Origin of the sequence: Nonomuraea jiangxiensis (genome assembly GCF_900099965.1) — a bacterium.
In the GTDB taxonomy this organism is placed as follows: domain Bacteria; phylum Actinomycetota; class Actinomycetes; order Streptosporangiales; family Streptosporangiaceae; genus Nonomuraea; species Nonomuraea jiangxiensis.
The window spans coordinates 1-21,415 of record NZ_FNDJ01000034.1; the positions used below are offsets into that span (position 1 = coordinate 1).

A 21,415-nucleotide genomic window follows, 5' to 3' on the forward strand; every position below is an offset into this window, starting at 1 on the left:
CTGATCTGGCGCGACGGTTGCCCATCAGCCGCCAGGCGATCGCCAAGCACCTGGGCCAGCTCGCCGAAGCGGGCCTGATCAGCTCCGGCGAACCGGTCGGACGCCGCCATCCCTACCGGCTGGAACCAGCCGCCATTCGCCCAGCCCAGGTGTGGCTGGCCAGGCTCGCCAACAGGTGGGATGACCGGCTCGCCGCGCTGGAAGGTGCACTGGACGCCACCGACACGAACCAAGGAGTCACACAACAATGAGTAAGCCTGAATTCACGGCCGGCCTGAACATCGCCATGAAGATCCCCAAGGCACAGTACGAGGCCACCGTGGCCTTCTACCGCGACACTCTGGGCTTCGACGTCGAAGAAGACGACGTCTCCTACGCTCCGACCGTCTCGAGAACCCATTCGGTGCGGTTCGGACCCAATACGCTGTGGCTCGACTGTGTCGACAACTACAGCCAGCCCGACCTGTGGCTGCAACTCCACACCGACGACCTGGACGCGGCAGCGAGCAAACTGGCCGACATCGGTATCCACCCTTGTGACGAGGTCGAGCCCCTGGAGAACCTCGAATCCAGAACCCACTGGATCAAGAACCCAGCCGGTGTCATACATCTGCTCGCGGAGTCCGGCCGTTCCTGATCTCCCGGCGAGGTGATCAGCCATCCTCGGCGGTATCGCGGAACCGAACGCCCGGCCTCCCGAGTCGCTTCAAGCTTCGATGCCACGCGCTGCGACCAGGTCAAACTCGTACACCGCTCCCGTGGACGCTAACTGCCCGAGTCCGTTCAGTGCCCATCGGGATTGAACGGGTCATGACAGACAGCACACGGCGAGCACACCACATGTCGTCTGTGTGCTCGCCGCCATTGATATGAACGCTGTTGCGGAGCCTCAGTTCAGTCGGGCAGTCGTACCGACAGAGCGTGCCGGAAGTGGTTTTGTGGATCCCACTGCCGCTTCACCCGCTGGAGCCGTGCATAGTTCGCCCCGTAATAGAGGGCGTGCCAGGGCACAGACGAGGTGTTCTGCGCCGGGTCGGCCAGATCTGGGTCTGAATAGTTGATGTAGCAGCCGCCGTCGCGCGTGTCGTGGGACGGTACGCCGCCGGTCTCGGCATACACCTTCCGGTAGAGCTCGCGTACCCACCGCTGATGCGCAGCGTCGTCTTCGGCCGACGAACCGGACGCGGTGAAAACGGCCTTGAGCACGGAGTCGCGTTGCACCACGGCCGTGTCACCAGAACCGACGGCGTTGACCTGGCCACCGATGGAGACCAGCCACACCGCGCCCTGCGGACCGGCCTCGGGTTTGGCAGAAAGGGCCTGCCAGAGTGGGGCGATCTGCGCGTCGGTGAACCGGTCGCGCAGATAACCGGTCTTGACGAAGAACCGGGAGCCGAGGATCTCCTCGCTGTCGCCGGCCGACGTCTGGTTCTCAAGCCAGGGCCGGTACGTCTTCTCCAGATGATGTGGCGTGGTCATGCCTGCGGTGATGGCGGAAACGTAGCCGGCCAGCTTCCGCTCGGCCTCCGGACCAATCATCTGCCCCTTCACGATGACCGCGCCGAGCTTGGTACCGAACAGCAGCAGCGCGCTGTGCAGCGCGGTGCCGGGTGAACCCGGCGCGCTGTTCTCGGCATGCCATCGGCCATGCTGACGTACCAGCCGGGTGAGCGAATCGCGGTCGAGTGAGTCCCACCCCCACAACAGTTGAAAGTCCAGCACCTGCGCGGGCGGGCGTGGCAGTAGACGCCGTGGATCGTCACCGGTCGCGCCAGGAGTACGCAGCCAGTAGCGGGTCACCACGCCGAAGTTGCCGCCACCACCGCCCGTGTGCGCCCACCACAGGTCGCGGTTCGGATCGTCGGGTTCACAGGTGGCAACGGTGACCCGCACCGAGTCGGAGGCGTCGACGGTCACGACCTCCACGGCGTACAGGTGATCGACACCCAATCCGTGCAGCCGGGACATCGCGCCGTGTCCACCGCCCATGATGTGCCCGCCGGCGCCGACCTCCGGGCAACTGCCGAGCGGGACGGTCACCCCCCACCCCAGGAACAGCCGCCGGTACAGCTCCCCGAGCTGCAAGCCGGGCTCCACCGCGAACGCCCGGCGGGTGGAGTCGTACCAAAGACCGGTCATCCCGGCCAGGTCGATGATGACCTCAGTGTCCGGATTGTCGACGAAGTCGGCGAAACAGCCTCCGCCGCTGCGCACCGCGATGCGTTTTCCGGCTTTCACCGCGGCGGCCACCGCGGCGGCGACCTGGTCGGTGGACGAGGCCAGATGGACGTACTCCGGCGTACCGCGGAACCGTTGGTTGGCCCCCCTGGCGACCAGGTCCGGATATCGGGTGTCGCGGGGGCCGACCTTGGCCGCCGGCATCGGCGGCGGACAGATGGCGGGCGTCCCCGCGGCGGCCGGCCTGGCCCAGCCGCTGTCGCCGCTGGCCGTGGCCAGGCCGCCTACCGCGCCCATGGTCAGTCCGGCCAGTACAGCGCGACGATCCGGCGTGCTCACGAAGCTTCCTCCTGAACGTCCTCCGCAGAGGCCGGGGCACGCGCCACCCGAAGATCCTTCGCCACCGCCAGACCCAACTTCGGCCTCCCCGTTTTCACCCGGTCGGCAAGAAGCTCGGTCACGTAGACAGGGCTTCACAAGCGTGAAGCTACTTCAACTTAACGTGATCAGACTGGAGAAGGTAGAAAGTCCCAGGTCCGAGACCAACGGAGGCATTCGAAGCGGCCTGGGCGCCGACCAACCGGCCCGTCTGAGGCGATCGGTACGGCGGGACGGCAAGTGGGCTACGACCGACACAGGCGACGCCGCGTGGCTCGTCACCCCTCGTCCGACGGGCGGTTCAGAGCCTGCCGGGGGGCGCCGCCGGGATTGTAGGCGGACACGAAGCCCTCGAACGCCTGGCTCATCGCCTCCCTGTCACCGGTGGCGAGCAGGTCCATGAGCAGCCCGCGGGCGACCGCGATGGCGAGGCGCCCCTCCTGCGCGGCCCGCCCGGGGGACATCCCCATCTGCTCGAAGATGTCGGCCACAGGATCGATCCAGTCGCTCAGAAGGCCGTCGAGCATGGCGGTGGCGTGCGGGCGGCCCTGTACGGCCTGACCGTACAGCTCGAAGAACAGCCGCTGGTAGGGCGCGAAGGCAGGGTCGGTGAGGTGCTGCCACATCGTGCGCAGCCGTTCGACCGGCGTCCCCGTGCCTGCCGTGGCGACCTGCCGGAAGAACTCGCGCTGCCGGCGCTCGATGGCCCGCACGATCTCGACCAGGAGCGCCTCCTTTGAGCCGAAATGGAAGATCAGCATTCGGGGGCTGCTGCCGATGGCGGCGGCCAGGTCGCGCAGGCTCAGCTCGCCCATGCCGTGGGCCGCGACGTAGGCGACCGTGTCCGCCAGCAGCCGCTCACGGGCCCCGGTCTTCGGTCTGGCCATCGTCATCCTCCGTCTCCTCGCCCGCCACTGGTGCGGTTGTCCACCGGTATTCTCTCGTTACCGTAAGAGGTGTTACAGTAACCGCGTTGCCGCTTGTGAGCCGTTCCCGGCTCACAAGCGGTAACGGGCCGCACTGCCCCGTGCTTCACCGTTGAGGAGGAACGATGTCCCTGCACGTCGTCGTCGGAGCCGGGCCCGTCGGTAGCGCGACCGCACGCCTGCTGTCCGAGCGCGGAGACCGGGTCCGCGTCATCACCCGGCGCGGCGCCGGACCTCAGCACCCCGGGATCGAGCGCGTCGCCGTGGACGCCGCCGACACCGCCGCGTTCCGCCAGGCCGCCGCCGGCGCGACCGTGATCTACAACTGCGCCGCACCCCCTTACTGGCGCTGGACGACCGACTTCCCGCCGCTGTGGGCGTCGCTGCTGGACGCCGCCGAGGCCACCGGCGCCGTGCTCGCGAGCACCGGAAACCTGTACGGCTACGCCCCCGCAACCGACCCTCTCACCGAGGACCTGCCGCTCGAGCCGACCACGGTCAAGGGCAGGGTTCGCGCACGGATGTGGATGGAGGCGCTGAAACGCCACCGGGCCGGCCGGATCAGGGCGATCGAGGCGCGTGCGTCGGACTTCGTCGGCGCCGGCGCCCTGACCTGGCTGAGCGAGACCGTCATCAAACCGGTGGCCGCCGGTCGGCGGGCGAGCGTGCCCGCCGACCTCGACGCGCCGCACACCTGGACCTACGTCGGCGACGTGGCCCGCACCCTCGTCACTCTCGCCGAGGAACAGCGGGCCTGGGGCGCACCGTGGCACGTGCCCAGCGACGCCCCGGCGTCGGTGCGGGAGATCGCCGCACGGGTGAGCGCCCTGACCGGATCGCCCCCGCCCCGCCTGTCCGTGATGCCCGGCGCCGTGCTGCGGGCCGTCGGCCTCCTCGCCCCGATCGCGGGCCCCCCGGCGAAGCTGGTCCGCGAGCTCCGCGAGTTGACCCACCAGCGCGACCGCCCCTGGCTGGTCGACTCCTCCGCCGCCACCGCGGCCTTCGGCCTGAAGCCCACGCCGCTGGAAGAGGCTCTCCGCGAGACCGTCTCCGCCTGACGGAACCCTCCAGCCAGGCATTGTTCCTGGCCTCGCCCTCCTTCTCCTTGCGAAGGCCGACGCTGTTCGCGCTTCTTCGCAGGGATGGCCGAGCCCGGGTGGGAGTATCGTCCAGGAGAAGCCCTGGATGGCCAGACGTCGGTCTGCAAGCGCGGCGGCCGGTGCGCACCCGGCGACCTGCCGGCCGCGGCACCGCGGATGACCCTGACGGGCTGCGGAGATTCCGGACAGCGTCTATACGCCTGGTACGGACCTGGAAAGGCTGACTCTCGCGCAACTCATCGGCGCGCACGATACGAAACGCCGGGCGTGGGTCGAGCCCCGTTCACAGGCGGGTGAGAAAGTCCCGTACGGCCTCGGCGAAGCCTGCCGGATCATCGTCATGAACCCAGTGGCCGCAACCAGGGAGCTCCCGCAGCACGGTGTTCGGCCGTGACTCGGACATCCTGTAGGGCGTCAATACTCGCGTACGTGGTTGAGCTGGGCTTCTTCGACCGAGCTATGCGGCTCGGCGGTACTCGTTTATTGCTCCTCCGAGCACCTTTGGCGTTCGATCCGGCCTCCCATCGGCACCACCACATGCTCATCTTGATTGGGTGGCCGTTGTCCAGGAGCCTGATGCGGCCGATGGGCGTTGTAGTGATCGACATATTCGCTCAGGACCGAGCGCAGGTGACGCCATAGAGCAGCAGGCGATCGGTGCACTCGGCTCGCACCGTCCGGATCCTGTGCCGCTCGAATATTGAGTTACGTGGCTTGAGCTGCGGCTATGCGGCGTGGTGGTATTCGTTGATCATTCCTGTGACAACGGGTTTTCGGTGGATGGATCGTAGGTCGTCGAGGTCGGTCACGTCGCGGGAGGGCTGTGTGGCGATGTTCGGAGGCCGTTGGCGCCGGGACTGGTGCGGCCGGTGCGCGTTGTAGTGGATCAGGTACTCGCGGAGCACGTAGGTCAGGTGGCGTTCGTTGAGGATCAGGATCTGGTCCAGAAGCTCACGGCGCAGGGTGCCGATGACTCGCTCGCAGATGGCGTTCATCCTCGGTGTCCGCGGCAGCGTGGTGATGACCCGCAGTCCTTCAGCTGTGAAGACCGCGTTGAAGGCGGAGGTGAAGAGCGGGTCGCGATCGTGGATCAAGAACCGTAGCTCGGTTATGCGATCACCCAGGTTCATGACCAGGTTGCGGGCCTGCTGTACGGTCCATGCTCCGGTCGGGTGGGCGGTTACTCCGGCCAGGTGCAGCCGCCGGGTGCCGTGCTCGATGAAGACCAGCACATACAGCTGTTTGAGCAGGACCGTCTCGACCACCAGGAAGTCGCAGGCGATGATCGCGTGGGCCTGGGCGGTCGGGAACTGTCGCCAGGTCGGCCCGGCCCGGCGGGGTGCGGGATCGATACCGGCGGCGTGCAGGATCTCCCAGACCGTGGAGGCCGCTATCGAGTAGCCCAGGCGCGCCGGCTCACCCTGAATTCTCCGGTGTCCCCAGGTCGGGTTCTGCTGCGCCATCCGCACGATCAGTGCCTTGACCAGCCGGCGAGTGCAAGAGCGTCCCGGGCTTCTCTTGTCGGTGAAGGTCCACTTACGCGCTACCAGGTTGCGGTGCCACGCAGGATCACCGCTGCCGGTGACCGGGAACACCTCTGCCCACCGGCAGCGGCGGATCAGCCGGGACAACGCCGTAAGCCAGAGCCGGTCGACGTGACCCCAACGCGGCTGACCACCAAGCTGACGGCGGAGCACCTGGTTCTCCTGACGGAGTACCAGCAGTTCAACATCCTTGGACAGATCAGAGCGGATCAGAACGGTCAGCAGGCCGAACAAGCACCTCACCAACCGGTAGACAAGCGATGACAACACCTCGAGATGGTCGCAGTCGCCGTCCTGATAACGCAGCAAAACCCCAGCTCACAGCATGCAACCGTATTTCCGAACGGGACAGGATCGCCGCTGCCGGGTGTGGACTGCAGCGCGGTCGGTCAGAGGCCCTGGTCTGGGTCGCTCAGGCGTGTGGGGAGAGTGCTGGGCGTGCTGGTGTGGAGCATTCGGGCCTCGGCTCGGGCGTTGGCGATGACGGCCGAGACGGCCTCGGCGGAACGGCGGGCCGCCAGTTCCCGGATCTCTTGGGGCGGGTCGCGGTCATCGAGGAGGAACAGCGTTCCCTCATCGGTGGCGTGGGTGCGTACCTTCCAGCCGAGTTGGCGTCCCGCCGCCCGCGCGGCTCGTCGGATCTCGGCCACCTGGCCCAGTTCGGCGACCGGTTCGCGGGTGAGGACGAGGTGGCCGTAGAAGCCGCGGTACTCCGGCTTGAGGGCGGCGGTCATCATCGCCTTGATCTGGTCGACGAGCTTGGCGAAGCGGCGTTCAGCCAGCTCGTCCTTCTGGCTCGGCATGTGGATCGCCTCCCGCTCACACGTGTGGGTGTGTCCCCTTCCCCAGATTGGGTGGCGTCGTTCACTGACGGCCGGCTGTGGTGGAGCCGGTGACGAGCGTTGTCCGGAAAGTGTCCGAGACTGCTGTGACCTGCGAAAACAGGCTTCATGGTGTGTGGGAGGGAGGAGACGCGGGAGTGTGGATGCGGGCCCGATGGGGGTGGCGCGTCGGGTTGGCACACCCGTTTGTACGGGCCGGACCCCCCTCCAGGCATCCGACCCGCACGCCCCGCCATGATGAGCGTGGCCAGCTGGATACGGAGGGTGAATCGCGCAGGTGAGGCGCGGCCGTACGCGGTTCCAGGCGAGACGGCCGGCTTGTCCTTACCCCAAATCCGGGGCGTATGCCCTGATCGGGACTTATGTGATCTATCACTGCAGAGCGGATTGTGACTTTGGAGTCACAGCCTGTCGCCCTGCATGGCGGGGCCGCCCTTACGGGTGAAACGCAGCGTCCACTCGTCAGGGGTTTGGAGGGGCTTCGAGAGCCCGCGCCAGGCTGACAGTTTGTGCCGAACGCTCGCTTGTGCAGTGGGCCCTTTCACCCTCCCGCTGCGCCTCGAGGGCGGCGGGTGAGGCCTGTTCTGATCGGCCAGAAGTGCTCAGCGGCTGGCCATACATCTGCCCGAAGCCGTCCGGTACCTCCTCGACGGCGACCACGCCACACCCGGCGCTCTCACCGCCCGCACCCCTCACTGTCTCCGCCATGTATGCCTTCCTCGTGCCCCGGCCGACGGCGAGGTTCAAGGTCATTTACGAGCTTGCAAACCGGCCGTAACGCGCTCAGGCGGCCAACCGCGATCTTATTTCGGTCGTACGTTCACAAACCCCAATAATCGCCCCCACTCGGCGACATCTGGGGCATGTTCTAAGGGATACGACATGCGGTTACACGCGCGGCTTCTGACGCGGTCGATCATCGGTACCTTGACGGCCGCCCTACTCTCCACCCAGCTCCTCGCTGGGCCCGCGCACGCCGATCCCCCGGCCTCGGGCACCGGTGCGGACGGCGCCTGGTCGGTCGAGAGCGTGGAGGGCGGCTACCGGGTCATCCTCCGCCTCGACGCACCGCTGCCGGTCCGCGACGCCGTACCGGAGCTCGCCGTCAACGGCACGTCGCTCGGCCCGGCCGAGGAGTCGCCGGACGGCACCACGCTGACCGTCACCACCACCGACCCCGCTGCGGCGGCGGCCTCGTCCGTGGACGTGGCCTGGAACGGCGAGGTCCCCGCGCAGGCCGCGCAGCGGGCCACGCCGCAGCTCAGTCCCCCGCAGGTCACCAGGAAGAAGCCGGGCCACGACCTGCCGGTCGACCCGTCGGCCCGCGGGCGCTACACGGTGGTGCACGACGAGTACGACCTCGGCGACACCGCGATCACCCTGCAAGGGCTGGGCGGGCGGCCCGCGGAGATCCGGGCGAAGGTGTACCTGCCCAAGGAGGCCAGAGGCGAGCGCCCGCTCGTCGTCTTCCTGCACGGCCGCCACTCGGCCTGCTACAACCCCGTCACCAGGACGACGTCCAACTCGACCTGGCCGTGCCCGGCCGAGCAGCAGCCGATCGCCAGCTACACCGGGTACGACGGCCCTGCCGACGTGCTGGCCAGCCACGGGTACGCGGTCGTGTCGGTGAGCGCCAACGGCGTGAACGCCGCCGACAACCCCTTCAGCGAGGACCGGGGCGCGCTCGCCCGCGGCGAGGTCGTCATGCGCCACCTGGACCTGCTGGCCGCGGCCGAGAGGGGCCACGGCGACCCCGCGATGGTGCGGCTGTTCAAGGGCCGCCTGGACCTGGACGACATCGGGCTCATGGGCCACTCGCGCGGCGGCGAGGGCGTGGTCAAGGCGGCCCTGATGAACGCCGGGCGCCCCAAGCCCTACGGGATCAAGGCCGTCCTGCCGCTGGCGCCCACCGACTTCGCGCGGGCGACCCTGCCCGGCGTCCCGATGGCCGTGATCCTGCCCTACTGCGACGGGGACGTCTCCAACCAGCAGGGCCAGCACTTCTACGACGACTCTCTTTACGCCGTGGACGACGACCCGGCCTTCCGCTCCTCGCTGATGATGATGGGGGCCAACCACAACTTCTTCAACACCGAGTGGACCCCGGGCGTGGCCACCGCCCCGGCGTCCGACGACTGGCGAGCGCCCGATCCGGTGTGCGGGACGGGCGCGCCGGACCGGCTGAGCCCGGCCGAGCAGTACGCGGCCGGCACCGCGTACATCGCCGGCTTCTTCCGCCTCGTCCAGGGGGACGAGGAGCCACTGCTGTCGCTCTTCGACGGCAGCGGGGGCACCGCCGCCTCCGCCGGGCGGACCGTCGTGCACGCCGTCGCGCAGGCTCCGGCCAGGAACCGGCTCGACGTGGCGCCGTTCACCTCGGCGTCCGTGCCGTTCCGGGTGTCCGGATCGGCGACGGCCTCGGTCTGCGCGAGCATGCTGGACCGTTCGCCACAGAGCGGCCTGCCGGCCTGCGCGAGCAGGCTCACCACCTCGCAGGCGCCGTCCTGGACGCCGGCCACGTACGCGGGGAACGTCACCGCGACCCCCGTCCTGCGCTTTGCCTGGAGCGACACCACCGGCCAGGTGCGCGTCCCGGTGCCGAAACGCAAGCCGGCCGGCGACGACGTGCTGACCTTCCGGGCCGCGCTGGACGAGAACGCGACCGGCGCCGACCTCGCGGTCAGCCTGGTGGACGACCGCGGCAGGTCGGCCACGGTCAACGTCTCGGACGTGAGCGACGCGCTGACGCCCTTCCCCGGTACGGCCTCGCCGCTGCCGAAGACCTGGCTGCGTACCGTGCGCATCCCGTTGTCGTCGCTGCGCGGGATCGACCCGCGGGACGTACGCGAGATCAGGCTCAGGGGCGTGAGCCCGGCCGGTGGCGTCTACCTGAGCGACCTGGCGTTCTCCGACGTTGAGGTGGGCCGGTCCGAGCTGGACGAGCTGCCGCAGGTCGCGATCCATGGCGTCACCGTCCCCGAGGGCGACGGCCCCGGCACCGCCACGCTGCGGCTCACCCTGTCGGAGCGGACCACTGAGCCGGTGACGGTCCACATCCAGTCGATCAGCTCCGGCACGGCCCCGGTGGTCACGACGCTGGCGCAGCAGGTCGTCATCCCCGCCCGGAGCACCTCGGTCACCTTCACCGTGCCGGTGACGGGGAACACGACCCCGGCCGCCGCCGAGCAGTCCTACCAGGTCGTCGCGTCCGTGCCGGCGAACGCGGTGATCGGCAGCGGCTTCACCCGCCTGGTGGCCACCGACGACGACGCGCTCTGACCCGCGGGCCCACACCACGCGAGGGCGGCCGGCCGCGTTGCGCGGCCGGCCGCCGTGTCATCCTCACACGCCCCCAAAAATACGAAATTTCGCCCTTGTTGCGGCAAAGGGTGAACCATCGGAGAAGCTTGGCAAACGATCTACCGCAACAGATCGCGCTCACACTCACCTCCAGAGATCTTGGAGGTGCCATGGGCTACAGCAGGCGTAGTTTCTTGACAGCGGTGGGCACGACGGGCGGCGCAGGCACGCTCTTCGCCCAAGAAAGTGGTCGTGCTCGGCGCGGGCGTCGCGGGCCTCGCCACCGCCTACGAGCTGGGCAAGGCGGCTTACGACTGCACCATCCTGGAGGCGCTGGACCGGGTCGGCGGCCGTAACTGGACCATCAGGGGCGGCGACCGGCTCACCGAGCTCGACGGCTCCACCCAGACCGCCCGCTTCTTCGACGGGCCTATTTCAACGCCGGTACCGCCCGGCTCGCGCAGTGGATGGTCACCGTGGACTACGCCCGCGAGCTGGGCGTGCCCCTGGAGGTCTTCACCGACTCCAACGCGCAGGCCTACATCTACAACGCCTCCGCGGGGATGACCGCGCCGGTCCGCTGGCGTACCGCGAAGGCGGACGTCTTCGGGTACGTCTCCGAACTGCGGTTTGACACCCTGCTTTTCCCGGAAGTGGCTGTTGGCGGCTCGATGCACGTCACTCATATAGGCGGAGAAGACCCGGGCGGCGCTACCTCGGGTGTCGGGAAGAGAGGCCTGGACTTCTGGGTCCGCCCAGCAATGCACAGCCCAGGACGCGATCAGAGCCGACTTGTACCCGCGCGACGTCTCCGGTGGCCGGCCATGGTCACGGAACGTCATGGTCGCGGCCTCGATCGCCCGGCCAAGCTCCTCAGTGCCGCGGGGGCGCAAAGAACTCGCGAGGTTCTGGGCCAAAGGGGGCGTACTGGTACCGCACAGCCTCCACTCGCGGCTCGTTCCCCCAGGTCAGAACCGACATCACGACATAAATGCAACCTTGAAGTAATAAGTTAGAAACTTATAATCTTTACGGTGTTCGGCATGAGGCCGCCTGAGCAGAGTCCGTCGGAGCTCCCCGCGGGGATCGATCGGGGGTCGCCCGTGCCGTACCACGAGCAGATCTACCGGCTGTTGCTCGACATGATCCTGTCCGGGCGCCTCGCCCCGGGCCAGAAGCTCATGCAGGAGAAGGAGTACGCGCTGCGCCTCGGAGTGAGCCTCGCCCCCGTACGCCAGGCGATCCTGGCGCTCGTCAAGGACGGTTACCTGACCAGGACCCGCGGCCGGGGGACCTATGTCAAGGAGCCCAAGGTCGGCACTGAGATCCAGCTGCTGACCAGCTTCACCGACACGCTCAACGCGACCGGGCTGCCCACGGCGATGAGGGTGCTGGCCGTGGAGACGGTCCCGGCCGCCGAGCCGGTCAGCACCAAGCTCGGGGTGCCGGACGGCGCGGAGCTGTTGCGGCTGCGGCGGCTGGCGTACCTGGCCGGCGAGCCGGTGGTGCTGCTCACGGCGTGGTTACCCGCTTCGCCGTATCCCGGCCTGGCCGACACCGACCTGAGCGGCTCGCTCTACCACCTGCTGGAGGAGCGGTACGGCACGGTGATGACCTCCGCCCACAACATCATCGAGGTGGTCAGGGCGCTGCCCGAGCACGCCACCCACCTCCAGGTGCCCGTGGGCGAGGCGCTGCTGCGCGTGGAAGCCGTCACCCGTGACCAGCACGGGACTCCCGTGGAGTTCTCCCAGGTGCTCTACCAGGCCGACCGGTTCAGGTTCGAGATCGAAAGCCATCCGCAGCACGGGGCCGGCATCCAGCCGACCCCCCGGACATCCCCAGAGGGGACCATTCGATAGCTCGACGGCCGCACGAGTCATGCACGTCATGCGGCCAGACAGAGAGGGGCCATGACCATGGCCGTACCCAGCCAACTCCCCACCTCCTCCTCTGACCAGCAGGCCGGCGTCTTCGTCCGGAACGCCACCGGCCTCATTCGCGAGGTGTCGTTCTTCGACGCCTTCGTCATGAACACCTTCGGGATGAACGTCGCGGTCGGCGGCGTTTATCTCTTCCTCCAGGCGCAGACCGCCTTCTCCGGCGGCAACATGCTGCTGTCCGTGGTGATCGGCACCCTGCTGATGGCGTTCACGCTGCTCAGGGTGTACGCCGAGTTCGCCGCCGCGATGCCCCGCTCCGGGGGAGACTACGTCTTCGTCAGCCGCACACTCCATCCGATCCTCGGGTTCCTGCTCTCCTGGAGCCAGGGGCTGTGGATGATCTTCTTCTGGATCGGGTTCAACGCCTACTTCGCGCTCACCTTCGCGGTCCCGGCGGCACTGGCCACGCTGGGCACCGTCACCGGCCAGAAGGTGTGGCTGGACATGAGCAGTGGCCTGCTCGGCCAGCACACCCTGTTCGGCATCACCACCCAGTGGTGGGTGCTCGGCCTCGGCACGGTCATCACCGTCGGTTTCGGCGTGCTCCTCGCGCTGGGCGGCCAGCGTTACTGGCGGTGGCAGAAGTTGCTCTTCGCGATCGCCGGTCTCAGCCTGCTGATCTCCTTCGTCCTGCTCCTCTTCCAGGGCGGGAACATCACCGGCGGCTGGGACGACTTCGCGCACCGGAACGGCGGCCTGACCTTCGGCCAGATCATCCCGGCCGCGGAGCAGGCCGGCTACACCGGCGCCCACGCCTCGTTCAGCTTCCTCGACACGCTGCTGATGCTGCCGTGGGTGTTCTTCGTGGTCGGCTATGCGCAGGGCTCGGCCCAGATCGGCGGTGAGATCAAGCGTGCCTCGAAGACGCAGTACCGGGCGATGGTCGGCGGTGTGCTGGCCAGCGGCCTGGTGCTGGCCCTGCTCACGATCGTGGTCACGGCGCGCGTCAGCCCTCGGTGGCTGGGCAGCCTGGGCTACCTCGTGAACGCCGCTCCCGACAAGCTCGGCCTGCCCGCCGGGCTGCCGCCCGGCTTCAATTTCCTGGCCGCGCTGCTGACGCACAACGTCTTCCTGCTGCTCCTGATCGGCATCGGCTTCGTGATCTGGGCGGTGATGGGCACCCCGCTGTCGACCATGCAGGCCACCAGGTACATGCTCGCCTGGTCGCTGGACCGCACCGTGCCGCAGCAGTTGGGGGACGTGAGCGAGCGCTTCCACACACCCGTCAAGGCCATCGTGCTGTGCGTCGTCACCGGCGAGATCGCCCTGGTCGCGCTGGTCAACTGGGCCAACGCCAGTCTGCTCGGCGCTCTGCTGGCACAGATCCTGGCCTTCATCATCGTCGCGCTGGCAGGCGTGGCGTTCCCGTACCGGCTGCGTGCCGTCTGGGAGTCGGCCGGCGGCAAGCGCCTTCTCGGCATTCCCGTGGTGGCGCTGGCCGGGGCGGGCGGCGTGCTCGCGCTCGGCGCGCTGCTGATCGCCTTCATCGCCAACGACACGATCAACTCGACGTTCGGGGTGACCCGGGCGCTCTCGCTGTGGTTCATGTCCGGCGTGATCGTGACTGGAATCGTGTGGTACGTCGCCGTCCGCCTCATCAACCGCGGCCGGGGAGTGGACCTCGGCCTGGTCTATCGCGAGATCCCGCCGGAGTGACCGACCCAACTACCAGGAGGAGCTTTCCCATGGAGACCCGACGGGTGCTCATTGTCGGCAACCTCACCATCGACGACGTCGTACGCGCCGACGGCATCGTACGGATGGCCACCCCCGGAGGCAACGTCGTCTACGCGGCGCTGGCGGCGCGACTGTGGAACCCCGGGGTGGGGATCGTCACCAGGCGGGGTGACGATTTCCCCGGGGAGATCCTGGACACGCTCCAGCGCCTAGGGGTGGAAACCTCCGGCGTACGGACCATCGAGGGACCCACGGTCCGCAACTGGGTGGTCTACGAGCAGGACGGGCGGCGGCGCTGGCTGTACCGCACCCCTCCGGAACGTTCCCGCGAGGTCGCGGTCCAGCCGGACGACCTCCTCGGCGGCTGGCCGGCCGGTGACCCCCCGCCGGTGGTCCATGTCGCGGCCATGCCCTTGGGCGCGGCGGCGGCCATCGTCGAGCACATCAGGGCACACGCTCCCGGCGCGCTGATCACGCTGGACACGCATGAGGACTGGGCCGATCCCGAGGCCGTCGTCGACCTGGCCGTACGGACCGACGTATTCCTCCCGAGCAGGGAAGAACTCGCCGCGCTGGCCGGGTACGACGATCCGCCCAGGGCGGCGGCCGAGCTCAGGCGGCAGGGCGTGCGCTCCGTGGTGGTGAAGCTCGGGGCCGAGGGCGCTCTGATCGACGCCGACGGCCTGCCCGTGGAGCACGTTGCGGCCTACCCCGTGGACGCCGTGGACACGACCGGCGCCGGCGACACCTTCTGCGGAGCGCTGGCCGCCGCCCTGGCCTCCGGCCTGCCCCTGCCCGACGCGGTACGGAGGGGCGCGGCCAGCGCGGCCTGGGCGGTCGAGCGGTTCGGCTCACTCGCCCTGGCGGACCTGGACCCGGAGACCGCCCGCCGGCGCTTCGCGGACCTGTCCACCCCAGGCGTTGATCCTGCCGACACTTCTTATGACATCGATGTCATGCGCAGGGAGATCTCCATGATCCCCGAGGTGATCGCCAGGCATCTCGCCGACCCGGACGGCCACGTCCGCCGCGTCGCCGAGACCCTGGCCGAGCGCGGCATCGAGCATCTCTTCCTGACCGGCTGCGGCGACTCCCACTTCGCCGGGCTGGCCACCGCGCTGGCCTTCCAGCGGCACGCGGGAGTCTCCGCGCGGGCCGTGCACGCCCTCGACCTGGCCCGCTACCAGGTGCGCTATCTGCCGGAGCGGAGCGCGGTGGTGTGCGTGTCGTTCTCCGGCAAGGTGGGCCGCACCACTGAGGCGGCGGTGCAGGCGCGCAGGTTCGGGCACCTGACCATCGCGCTGACCAACGACCAGGACGGGGCGCTGGCCCGTGCGGCGGAGGTGGTGCTGCCGATCGAGGTGCCGACCCTGGGCTTCTCACCGGGCACGAGCACCTACCTCGGCATGGTCGCCACGCTGGACGACCTCGCGCTGCGTTGGGCGCGGGAAAGGGGAAGGGGAACCGAGGCCGCCCGCGCCGCGTTGGGCACCGTGCCCGAACTGGCCGAACGTACCCTGCTCGCGAACGCCGGCCCCGCGGACAAGGCGGCCAGGAGGCTGGCCGAGCACGCCTGGATCACCTTCCTCGGGGCAGGCCCGAACGAGTCCTCGGCGAAGTTCGGCGCGGCAAAGCTGTTCGAGGGCCCGCAGCTCGTCGGGGTGAGCACCAACATCGAGGAGTGGGCGCACGAGGAGTATTTCGTCAGCTCGGCCGGCACCCCTGTGGTGCTGGTGGCGCCCTCCGGCGCCTCCGCCGACCGGGCGGGAGAGATCCTCGACGAGCTGACCTTCATCGGGGCCGCCCCGATCGTCGTCAGCGACGCCACTCCTGAGGCGCCCGCGCTGCACTTGCCGCTGGCCGGGAGCGTTCCCGAGGAGTTCTCGCCCCTGCTCGCCGCGCTTCCGCTGAGCCTGATCGGCTTCCACCTCGCCGAGGTGCTGGGCAAGCAGAGCTACAACTTCCCCAGCCAGGCGGCGAAGACCGAGCACTACGACACGATCCACCGTGTCGTGATCGGAGAGCCCGCATGAACGAGTCCGTTCCCCTGGCCGACATCGAGGCCGAGGCGACCCGGCTCGTCTCCGCGTTCACCGAGCGCGGCCTCACCGTACGGCTCATAGGCGGCCTGGCCATCGCCAGGCATCGGCACCGCGAGATACCGGACGCGCTGCGCCGCGAGTACGGCGACATCGACCTGGTGATCCACCCCAAGGAGGGCAAGCCGTTCAGGGCGGCCATGACAGAGCTGGGCTACCAGCCCAACGTCCGGTTCAACAATATGCGCGGCGACCGGCGGATGCTCTTCACCGACGAGCCCAACGAGCGCAAGCTGGACGTCTTCGTGGGCGGATTCCAGATGTGCCACAGCATGGATCTCGCCGACCGGCTCTCCCTGCACCCCGAGACGCTCTCGCCGGCAGACCTGCTGCTCACCAAGCTCCAGGTGGTGGAGGTCAACCGCAAGGACCTGACCGACGCGCTGACCATCCTGCTCACCCATGAGGTCGCGCCGCGAGACACGCCCGGCGCGGGCGGCGACCACGTCAGCTCCGACCGGCTGGTCCGGATCACCGGCGCCGACTGGGGCTGGTACACCACGTTCACCGACAACCTCGCCCGGCTGCCCGGCCTGGCCGCGGAACTGCTCGCCTCAGCGGACGCGGAGGCGGTCACCGGACGGGCGCGGCTGATCGGCGAACTGCTCACCGCCGCTCCGAAGTCGCTGAAGTGGCGCGTTCGCGACCGGGTGGGCCGCCGGATGGCCTGGTACGACCTGCCCGATGAGATTGGAGGGCCCATCGATGCGCACTCGTGAGATCAAGGTGTTCTTCGCCACCGACATCCACGGATCCGACCGCTGTTTCCGCAAGTTCGTCAACGCCGGGAAGTTCTACGGGGCCGACGTACTGATCATGGGCGGGGACATCACCGGCAAGATGCTGGTGCCGATCGTGGAGAGCGCCGGCGGGCGATACCGCTCGCACGTGTTCGGCCGGGACAGGGAGGTCGGCGAGGAGGAGCTGCCAGCGCTGCGGAAGCTGATCGCGGACGCCGGCTTCTACGCCTACGACACCACCCCCGACGAGATCGCCGAGTTCCGCGAGCGCCCGCAACTCGTCGAGGACACCTTCCGCAAGCACATGCACGAGACGCTGTCGGCCTGGATGTCCCTCGCCGAGGAACGGCTGGCGGGTACGGGGATCATGTGCCTGCTCGCGCCCGGCAACGACGACCCGCTCTTCGTGGACGACGTTCTCGGTGCCTCCGACATGCTGATCAACCCGGAGGGGCGGCTCGTGGAGCTGCCCGCCGGCTTCACGATGATCTCGGTCGGCTACTCCAACCCGACCCCGTGGGACTCGCCCCGCGAGCTGCCCGAGGAGCAGCTCTCCGAACGCATCGACCGCGAGGCGGCCAAGGTTCCCGACATGTCGAAGGCGATCTTCAACCTGCACGTCCCACCCAAGGACACCCCGATCGACCAGGCCATGCTCCTTGACGAGGAGTTCCGCCCGGTGATGAAGTCCGGTAGCCCGATGATCGCGGGAGTCGGGTCGCGGGCCGTACGCGCGGCGATCAGCACCTATCAGCCGCTGCTGGCCCTGCACGGGCACATCCACGAGTCCCGCGGCGAGGCGAAGATCGGCGGCTCCCGCTCGATCAACCCCGGTAGCGAGTATTCCGAAGGCGTGCTGCGCGGCGCGTTGCTCACCCTCTCCGTCAGGAAGGGGCTGCGTGGTTACCAACTCGTCGCCGGGTGAGGCGCCCACTGTCGCGATCATCGGGTCGGCGCGGCTCGAGCCGCCCGATCCTGCCTGGCGGCAGGCTTACGTGCTGGGCTGTACGCTCGGCGCCCGCGGCTGGCGGGTGATGACCGGCGGGTACGGCGGGCTGATGGGCGCCGCCGCGCAGGGCGCCCGCGAGAGCGGCGCGGCGGTGGTCGGGCTGCCGATGCGCGGATGGCCGGGGCTCACACCGAGTCCGTGGTGCACCGAGCTGCGCTGGGCCGAGGACTATCCCGAGCGGCTGCGTCACCTGCTCGCCGCCAACGTGGTGGTGGCGCTGGCCGGGGGAGTGGGCACGCTCGGCGAGGCGGCCGTCGTCTGGTCCGCGCTGCAGACCGAGCCCGGGGCGGCCAGGCTGGTGCTGCTCGGCGCGCGCTGGCGGCGGCTGCGGGAGGCGTTCGCGGCTGAGCTGGTCATCGGTCCGGGCGATCTCGGGCTGGCGCCTGTCGCCGAGGACGTCGACGACGTCCTGCCGCTGCTGGAACAGGCCGTGACCACCAGACCAGGGCCGCGGGGCTGAGGATGGACCTGGTCATCCGAGCCCGGCGGGCTGTTATCGGCGGGTGCGAGGTTCCCGCCACCGTGTCGGTGCGGGACGGCAGGATCGTCGCCGTCCGGCCGTACGACGAGGACCTGCACCCGGGCGGGGCCGAGATCACCGAGCTGGACGACGACGTGGTGCTGCTGCCCGGGATGGTGGACTCGCACGTGCACATCAACGAACCCGGCCACGCCGAGTGGGAGGGGTTCGCCGGCGCGACCAGGGCCGCCGCCGCGGGCGGCATCACCACATTGGTGGACATGCCGGTGGACAGCGTCCCGGCCACAGTGAGCGTGGAGGCGCTGACGGCCAAGAGGACCGTAGCCGCGGGCCGGTGCCATGTCGACGTCGGCTTCTGGGGCGGCCTGATCCCCGGCGGAATCGAGGTGGCTGCGGCGCTCCACCGAGCCGGGGTGCTGGGCTTCAAGTGCTTCCTGGCCGACTCGGGCGCCCCCGACTTCCCGCCGCTGTCGCCGGACGGGCTCACCGAGGCGATGCGGGCGCTGCGCGAGCTCGGCGCCGTCCTGCTCGTCCATGCCGAGAGCGACGCGGAGATCGCCAAGCACCCGGCGGCTCGGGGGCCGAGTTATGCGGGTTTCCTGCGCTCCCGGCCACCACAGGTCGAGGAGGCGGCGGTGGCCGCGGTGATCGACGCCGCCCGCGTCACCGGGGCGCGGGCCCACATTGTGCACCTGTCCAGCGCCACCGCGCTGCCGCTGATCGCCGCCGCCCGGCGCGACGGCGTCCGCGTCACCGCCGAGACCTGCCCGCACTACCTCTCACTGGCCGCAGAGCAGATCCCTGACGGCGCGACGGAGTACGCCTGCTGCCCGCCGATCCGGGAGGCCGCCAACCGTGAGCGGTTGTGGTCGGGGCTGGCGGCGGGGACGCTCGACCTGGTGGTGTCCGACCACTCGCCCTGCGCGGCCGAGCTCAAGCACCGCGACACCGGTGACTTCGGTACGGCCTGGGGCGGCATCTCCTCGCTCCAGCTCGCCCTGCCGATCGTCTGGACCGAGGCACGCCGGCGCGGGATCCCTTTGACGGAGGTCGCCCGGTGGATGAGCGAGCGTCCCGCACGCCTGGCCGGGCTGCCCGCCAAGGGCCGCATCGCACCCGGGTACGACGCCGACCTCTGCGTCTTCTCACCCGGCGAGACTTTCACCGTGCGCGTGGAGGACCTGCACCACCGCCAGCCGATCACCCCGTACGCCGGTCGGCGCCTGCACGGAGTGATCCAGCGCACCTGGCTGCGCGGCCGCGACATCGACCCCGCCCATCCCGCCGGACGCCTGCTGACCCGCCTGGAGGACCCGTCATGAAGATCCTCGTCGTCAACCCCAACACCTCCGCGTCGATGACGAACGCCATCGCCGAGACCGCGCGGCGAGCCGCATCGCCGGGCACCGAGATCCTCGCCGTCCAGCCGGACTACGGCCCGGAGGCCATCGACTGCGCGATGGAGAGCTACCTGTCGGCCGTGGCGGTGATGGACCGCATCCTGACGCTCGGCGAGCCGTACGACGCGGTCGTGCTGGCCGGGTTCGGCGAGCACGGGCGCGAGGGTGTCCAGGAGATCGTGGACGTCCCCGTCCTGGACATCGCGGAGTGCTCGGCCTGCGTCGCGCAGTTGATCGGCCGCAACTACTCGGTGGTGACGACCCTCCAGCGTTCGGTCGGCGCGATCGAGGACCGGCTGCGGCTGGCGGGGCTGGCCGACCGGTGCGCGTCGGTCCGCTCCTGCGGCCTGTCCACCCTGGACGTCGATCGCGATCCCGCCGCCGCGATGGAGGCGATCGTCGCCGAGGCGGAACGCGCCGTGCGCGCCGACCACGCCGAAGTGATCTGCCTCGGCTGCGGCGGCATGGCCGGCCTGGACGAGGCGATCACCGCCCGCGTGGGCGTCCCCGTCGTGGACGGCGTCTCCGCGGGTGTCCGGCTCGCCGAGGCGGTGGCCGGTCTCGGTCTGGGGACCAGCAAGGTCTGTACGTACGCGCCCCCGGACCCGAAGGCCATCACCGCCTGGCCGCTCTCCCGTCACATCGCCGCGGCGGACCGATGAAGCTCGACCTGGCATCGCGATGGCTGGGCGGCAGCGTGCTCGCCGCCAGCGACGAGTCCTTCGGCTTCAAGGAGACCCTGCTGGTCCCGGCCGCCCCGGACTTCACCCCCGGCCGGTACGACCACCGCGGCGAGATCGTCGACGGCTGGGAGACCAGGCGTCGGCGCGGCGAACCCGGCCACGACTGGGCGATCGTGCGGCTGGGCGCACCAGGGGTGATCGACGAGATCGACGTGGACACCCGGTTCTTCACCGGCAACTACCCGCCCGCCTGCCGGATCGAGGCGTGCGGGATGGAGGGCTACCCTCGCGTGGCCGAGCTCACCGGGCCGGAGGCGGAATGGGCGGAGATCGTGCCGCTGAGCCCGCTGCGCGGGGACGGCCACAACCTGTTCGCGGTGGCGGACCGTCGCAGGTTCACCCACATCCGGCTGTCCATCCACCCGGACGGCGGAATCGCCCGGCTCCGGGTTCGCGGCGAGGTAGTGCCTGATCCCCGGCACTGGGACGGTCTCACCGTGGACCTGGCCTGCCAGGAGCAGGGCGGGCTGGTGGTGGACTCCAGCGATTCCTTCTACTCCTCGGCCGAGCTGCTCAACCGCCCGGACAGAGCACGCACCATGGGGGAGGGCTGGGAGACCAGCCGTCGCCGCGACCCGGGCCACGACTTTGCGGTGATCCGGCTCGCGGCGACGGGCCGGCTGCGGCAGATCGAGATCGACACGAGCCACTTCAAGTACAACGCCTCCGCCGAGGTCGAGCTGTCCGGCGCCGCCTCCACCGAGCCCCGGGACCTCGACTGGTTCCCCGTGTTGCCGCGCACGCCGGTCACGCCGGACACCAGGCATCTCTTCACGCTGCCCACGACGAGCGCCCCGCTGACGACCGTACGAATCGACGCCTTCCCCGACGGGGGCATCTCGCGGGTCCGGCTCGTCGGCACGCCCGAGCCGGCCGCCCGGTTGCGCGCGGGGTTGCACTGGTTCAACGCTCTTCCGGCGAGCCAGGCCGCGCACTGCCTGGCCGTGGCGGGCGTGCCCGAGCCGGACCTCGCCCGGGTCCTGGCCGCTCGCCCGCTCACCTCCCTGGAAGCCGTTCCGGAGATCCTCACCACCTGGCTCACCGGCCGCCTATGA

Annotated in this window: 19 protein-coding genes; 14 read left to right on the forward strand and 5 right to left on the reverse strand. The window is 69.5% G+C overall.

Going from position 1 to position 21,415, the window contains the following annotated elements; genetic code table 11:
• A partial coding sequence (locus BLS95_RS45705) for an ArsR/SmtB family transcription factor (RefSeq protein WP_143044172.1) occupies nucleotides 1–251 on the forward strand: 251 nt, incomplete at its 5' end.
• On the forward strand, nucleotides 248–637 hold the full coding sequence (locus tag BLS95_RS45710) for a VOC family protein (RefSeq protein WP_090945897.1): 390 nt from the start codon (nucleotides 248–250) through the stop codon (nucleotides 635–637). The genes BLS95_RS45705 and BLS95_RS45710, both read left to right, overlap by 4 nt.
• 257 nt (nucleotides 638–894) lie before the next feature.
• On the opposite strand, the gene BLS95_RS45715 is transcribed toward BLS95_RS45710, so the two are convergent.
• Entirely contained in the window at nucleotides 895–2,382 is a 1,488-nt protein-coding gene (locus BLS95_RS45715; protein WP_218136301.1) for an FAD-binding oxidoreductase, read from the reverse strand.
• A gap of 452 nt (nucleotides 2,383–2,834) precedes the next feature.
• Nucleotides 2,835–3,449, reverse strand: coding sequence for a TetR/AcrR family transcriptional regulator (locus BLS95_RS45720; RefSeq protein WP_218136302.1), 615 nt, complete (start codon nucleotides 3,447–3,449; stop codon nucleotides 2,835–2,837).
• A 158-nt stretch (nucleotides 3,450–3,607) separates the two neighbouring features.
• Between BLS95_RS45720 and BLS95_RS45725 the strand changes: the two genes are divergently transcribed.
• Entirely contained in the window at nucleotides 3,608–4,540 is a 933-nt protein-coding gene (locus BLS95_RS45725) for an NAD-dependent epimerase/dehydratase family protein (protein WP_090945899.1), read from the forward strand.
• Nucleotides 4,541–5,062: 522 nt separating this feature from the next.
• On the opposite strand, the gene BLS95_RS60050 is transcribed toward BLS95_RS45725, so the two are convergent.
• The 3 genes from BLS95_RS60050 to BLS95_RS45745 all read right to left on the reverse strand — a co-directional run bounded on the left by BLS95_RS60050 (nucleotide 5,063) and on the right by BLS95_RS45745 (nucleotide 6,929).
• Nucleotides 5,063–5,245, reverse strand: a complete 183-nt coding sequence (locus tag BLS95_RS60050; protein ID WP_218136303.1) for an integrase core domain-containing protein — start codon at nucleotides 5,243–5,245, stop codon at nucleotides 5,063–5,065.
• A 62-nt stretch (nucleotides 5,246–5,307) separates the two neighbouring features.
• A complete protein-coding gene (locus BLS95_RS45740) occupies nucleotides 5,308–6,435 on the reverse strand; it encodes an integrase core domain-containing protein (protein ID WP_218136304.1) in 1,128 nt (375 codons plus the stop codon).
• An 80-nt stretch (nucleotides 6,436–6,515) separates the two neighbouring features.
• Nucleotides 6,516–6,929 carry a hypothetical protein gene (locus BLS95_RS45745; protein ID WP_176993739.1) on the reverse strand — a complete coding sequence of 138 codons (414 nt, stop codon included), beginning with the start codon at nucleotides 6,927–6,929 and terminating at the stop codon, nucleotides 6,516–6,518.
• A gap of 966 nt (nucleotides 6,930–7,895) precedes the next feature.
• On the opposite strand from BLS95_RS45745, the gene BLS95_RS45750 reads away from it, so the two are divergent.
• From BLS95_RS45750 to alc, 11 genes are all read left to right on the forward strand, one after another.
• On the forward strand, nucleotides 7,896–10,247 hold the full coding sequence (locus tag BLS95_RS45750; protein ID WP_143044173.1) for an alpha/beta hydrolase: 2,352 nt from the start codon (nucleotides 7,896–7,898) through the stop codon (nucleotides 10,245–10,247).
• A 273-nt stretch (nucleotides 10,248–10,520) separates the two neighbouring features.
• Nucleotides 10,521–10,835: an FAD-dependent oxidoreductase gene (locus BLS95_RS58600; RefSeq protein ID WP_245765686.1), complete on the forward strand. Its 315-nt coding sequence runs from the start codon at nucleotides 10,521–10,523 to the stop codon at nucleotides 10,833–10,835.
• Between the two features lie 476 nt (nucleotides 10,836–11,311).
• Nucleotides 11,312–12,130 (forward strand): GntR family transcriptional regulator, encoded by an 819-nt coding sequence (locus BLS95_RS45760; protein ID WP_143044174.1) that lies wholly within the window; start codon nucleotides 11,312–11,314, stop codon nucleotides 12,128–12,130.
• Between the two features lie 51 nt (nucleotides 12,131–12,181).
• Entirely contained in the window at nucleotides 12,182–13,867 is a 1,686-nt protein-coding gene (locus BLS95_RS45765; RefSeq protein WP_090945902.1) for an APC family permease, read from the forward strand.
• 29 nt (nucleotides 13,868–13,896) lie between these two features.
• On the forward strand, nucleotides 13,897–15,921 hold the full coding sequence (locus BLS95_RS45770; RefSeq protein WP_090945903.1) for a PfkB family carbohydrate kinase: 2,025 nt from the start codon (nucleotides 13,897–13,899) through the stop codon (nucleotides 15,919–15,921).
• A complete protein-coding gene (locus BLS95_RS45775) occupies nucleotides 15,918–16,706 on the forward strand; it encodes a nucleotidyltransferase family protein (protein WP_090945904.1) in 789 nt (262 codons plus the stop codon). Before BLS95_RS45770 ends, BLS95_RS45775 begins: the two co-directional genes overlap by 4 nt.
• The gene (locus BLS95_RS45780) at nucleotides 16,693–17,652 is read left to right on the forward strand and encodes a metallophosphoesterase family protein (RefSeq protein WP_218136305.1); all 960 of its coding nucleotides are present in this window, start codon (nucleotides 16,693–16,695) and stop codon (nucleotides 17,650–17,652) included. The genes BLS95_RS45775 and BLS95_RS45780 overlap by 14 nt, the downstream gene beginning before the upstream one ends.
• Nucleotides 17,627–18,196, forward strand: coding sequence for an LOG family protein (locus BLS95_RS45785; RefSeq protein WP_090945906.1), 570 nt, complete (start codon nucleotides 17,627–17,629; stop codon nucleotides 18,194–18,196). The genes BLS95_RS45780 and BLS95_RS45785 overlap by 26 nt, the downstream gene beginning before the upstream one ends.
• Before the next feature lie 2 nt (nucleotides 18,197–18,198).
• Nucleotides 18,199–19,539: an allantoinase AllB gene (gene allB / locus BLS95_RS45790; protein ID WP_090945907.1), complete on the forward strand. Its 1,341-nt coding sequence runs from the start codon at nucleotides 18,199–18,201 to the stop codon at nucleotides 19,537–19,539.
• The gene (locus BLS95_RS45795) at nucleotides 19,536–20,279 is read left to right on the forward strand and encodes an aspartate/glutamate racemase family protein (protein WP_090945908.1); all 744 of its coding nucleotides are present in this window, start codon (nucleotides 19,536–19,538) and stop codon (nucleotides 20,277–20,279) included. The genes allB and BLS95_RS45795 overlap by 4 nt, the downstream gene beginning before the upstream one ends.
• Nucleotides 20,276–21,415, forward strand: coding sequence for an allantoicase (gene alc, locus BLS95_RS45800; RefSeq protein WP_090945909.1), 1,140 nt, complete (start codon nucleotides 20,276–20,278; stop codon nucleotides 21,413–21,415). Before BLS95_RS45795 ends, alc begins: the two co-directional genes overlap by 4 nt.

Coding starts and splice junctions, on each gene's coding strand:
- BLS95_RS45710 (WP_090945897.1), top strand. CDS start 248: ATGAGTAAGCCTGAATTCACGGCCGGCCTGAACATCGCCATGAAGATC.
- BLS95_RS45715 (WP_218136301.1), bottom strand. CDS start 2,382: ATGCCGGCGGCCAAGGTCGGCCCCCGCGACACCCGATATCCGGACCTG.
- BLS95_RS45720 (WP_218136302.1), bottom strand. CDS start 3,449: ATGACGATGGCCAGACCGAAGACCGGGGCCCGTGAGCGGCTGCTGGCG.
- BLS95_RS45725 (WP_090945899.1), top strand. CDS start 3,608: ATGTCCCTGCACGTCGTCGTCGGAGCCGGGCCCGTCGGTAGCGCGACC.
- BLS95_RS45745 (WP_176993739.1), bottom strand. CDS start 6,929: ATGCCGAGCCAGAAGGACGAGCTGGCTGAACGCCGCTTCGCCAAGCTC.
- BLS95_RS45760 (WP_143044174.1), top strand. CDS start 11,312: ATGAGGCCGCCTGAGCAGAGTCCGTCGGAGCTCCCCGCGGGGATCGAT.
- BLS95_RS45765 (WP_090945902.1), top strand. CDS start 12,182: ATGACCATGGCCGTACCCAGCCAACTCCCCACCTCCTCCTCTGACCAG.
- BLS95_RS45770 (WP_090945903.1), top strand. CDS start 13,897: ATGGAGACCCGACGGGTGCTCATTGTCGGCAACCTCACCATCGACGAC.
- BLS95_RS45775 (WP_090945904.1), top strand. CDS start 15,918: ATGAACGAGTCCGTTCCCCTGGCCGACATCGAGGCCGAGGCGACCCGG.
- BLS95_RS45780 (WP_218136305.1), top strand. CDS start 16,693: ATGCGCACTCGTGAGATCAAGGTGTTCTTCGCCACCGACATCCACGGA.
- allB (WP_090945907.1), top strand. CDS start 18,199: ATGGACCTGGTCATCCGAGCCCGGCGGGCTGTTATCGGCGGGTGCGAG.
- BLS95_RS45795 (WP_090945908.1), top strand. CDS start 19,536: ATGAAGATCCTCGTCGTCAACCCCAACACCTCCGCGTCGATGACGAAC.
- alc (WP_090945909.1), top strand. CDS start 20,276: ATGAAGCTCGACCTGGCATCGCGATGGCTGGGCGGCAGCGTGCTCGCC.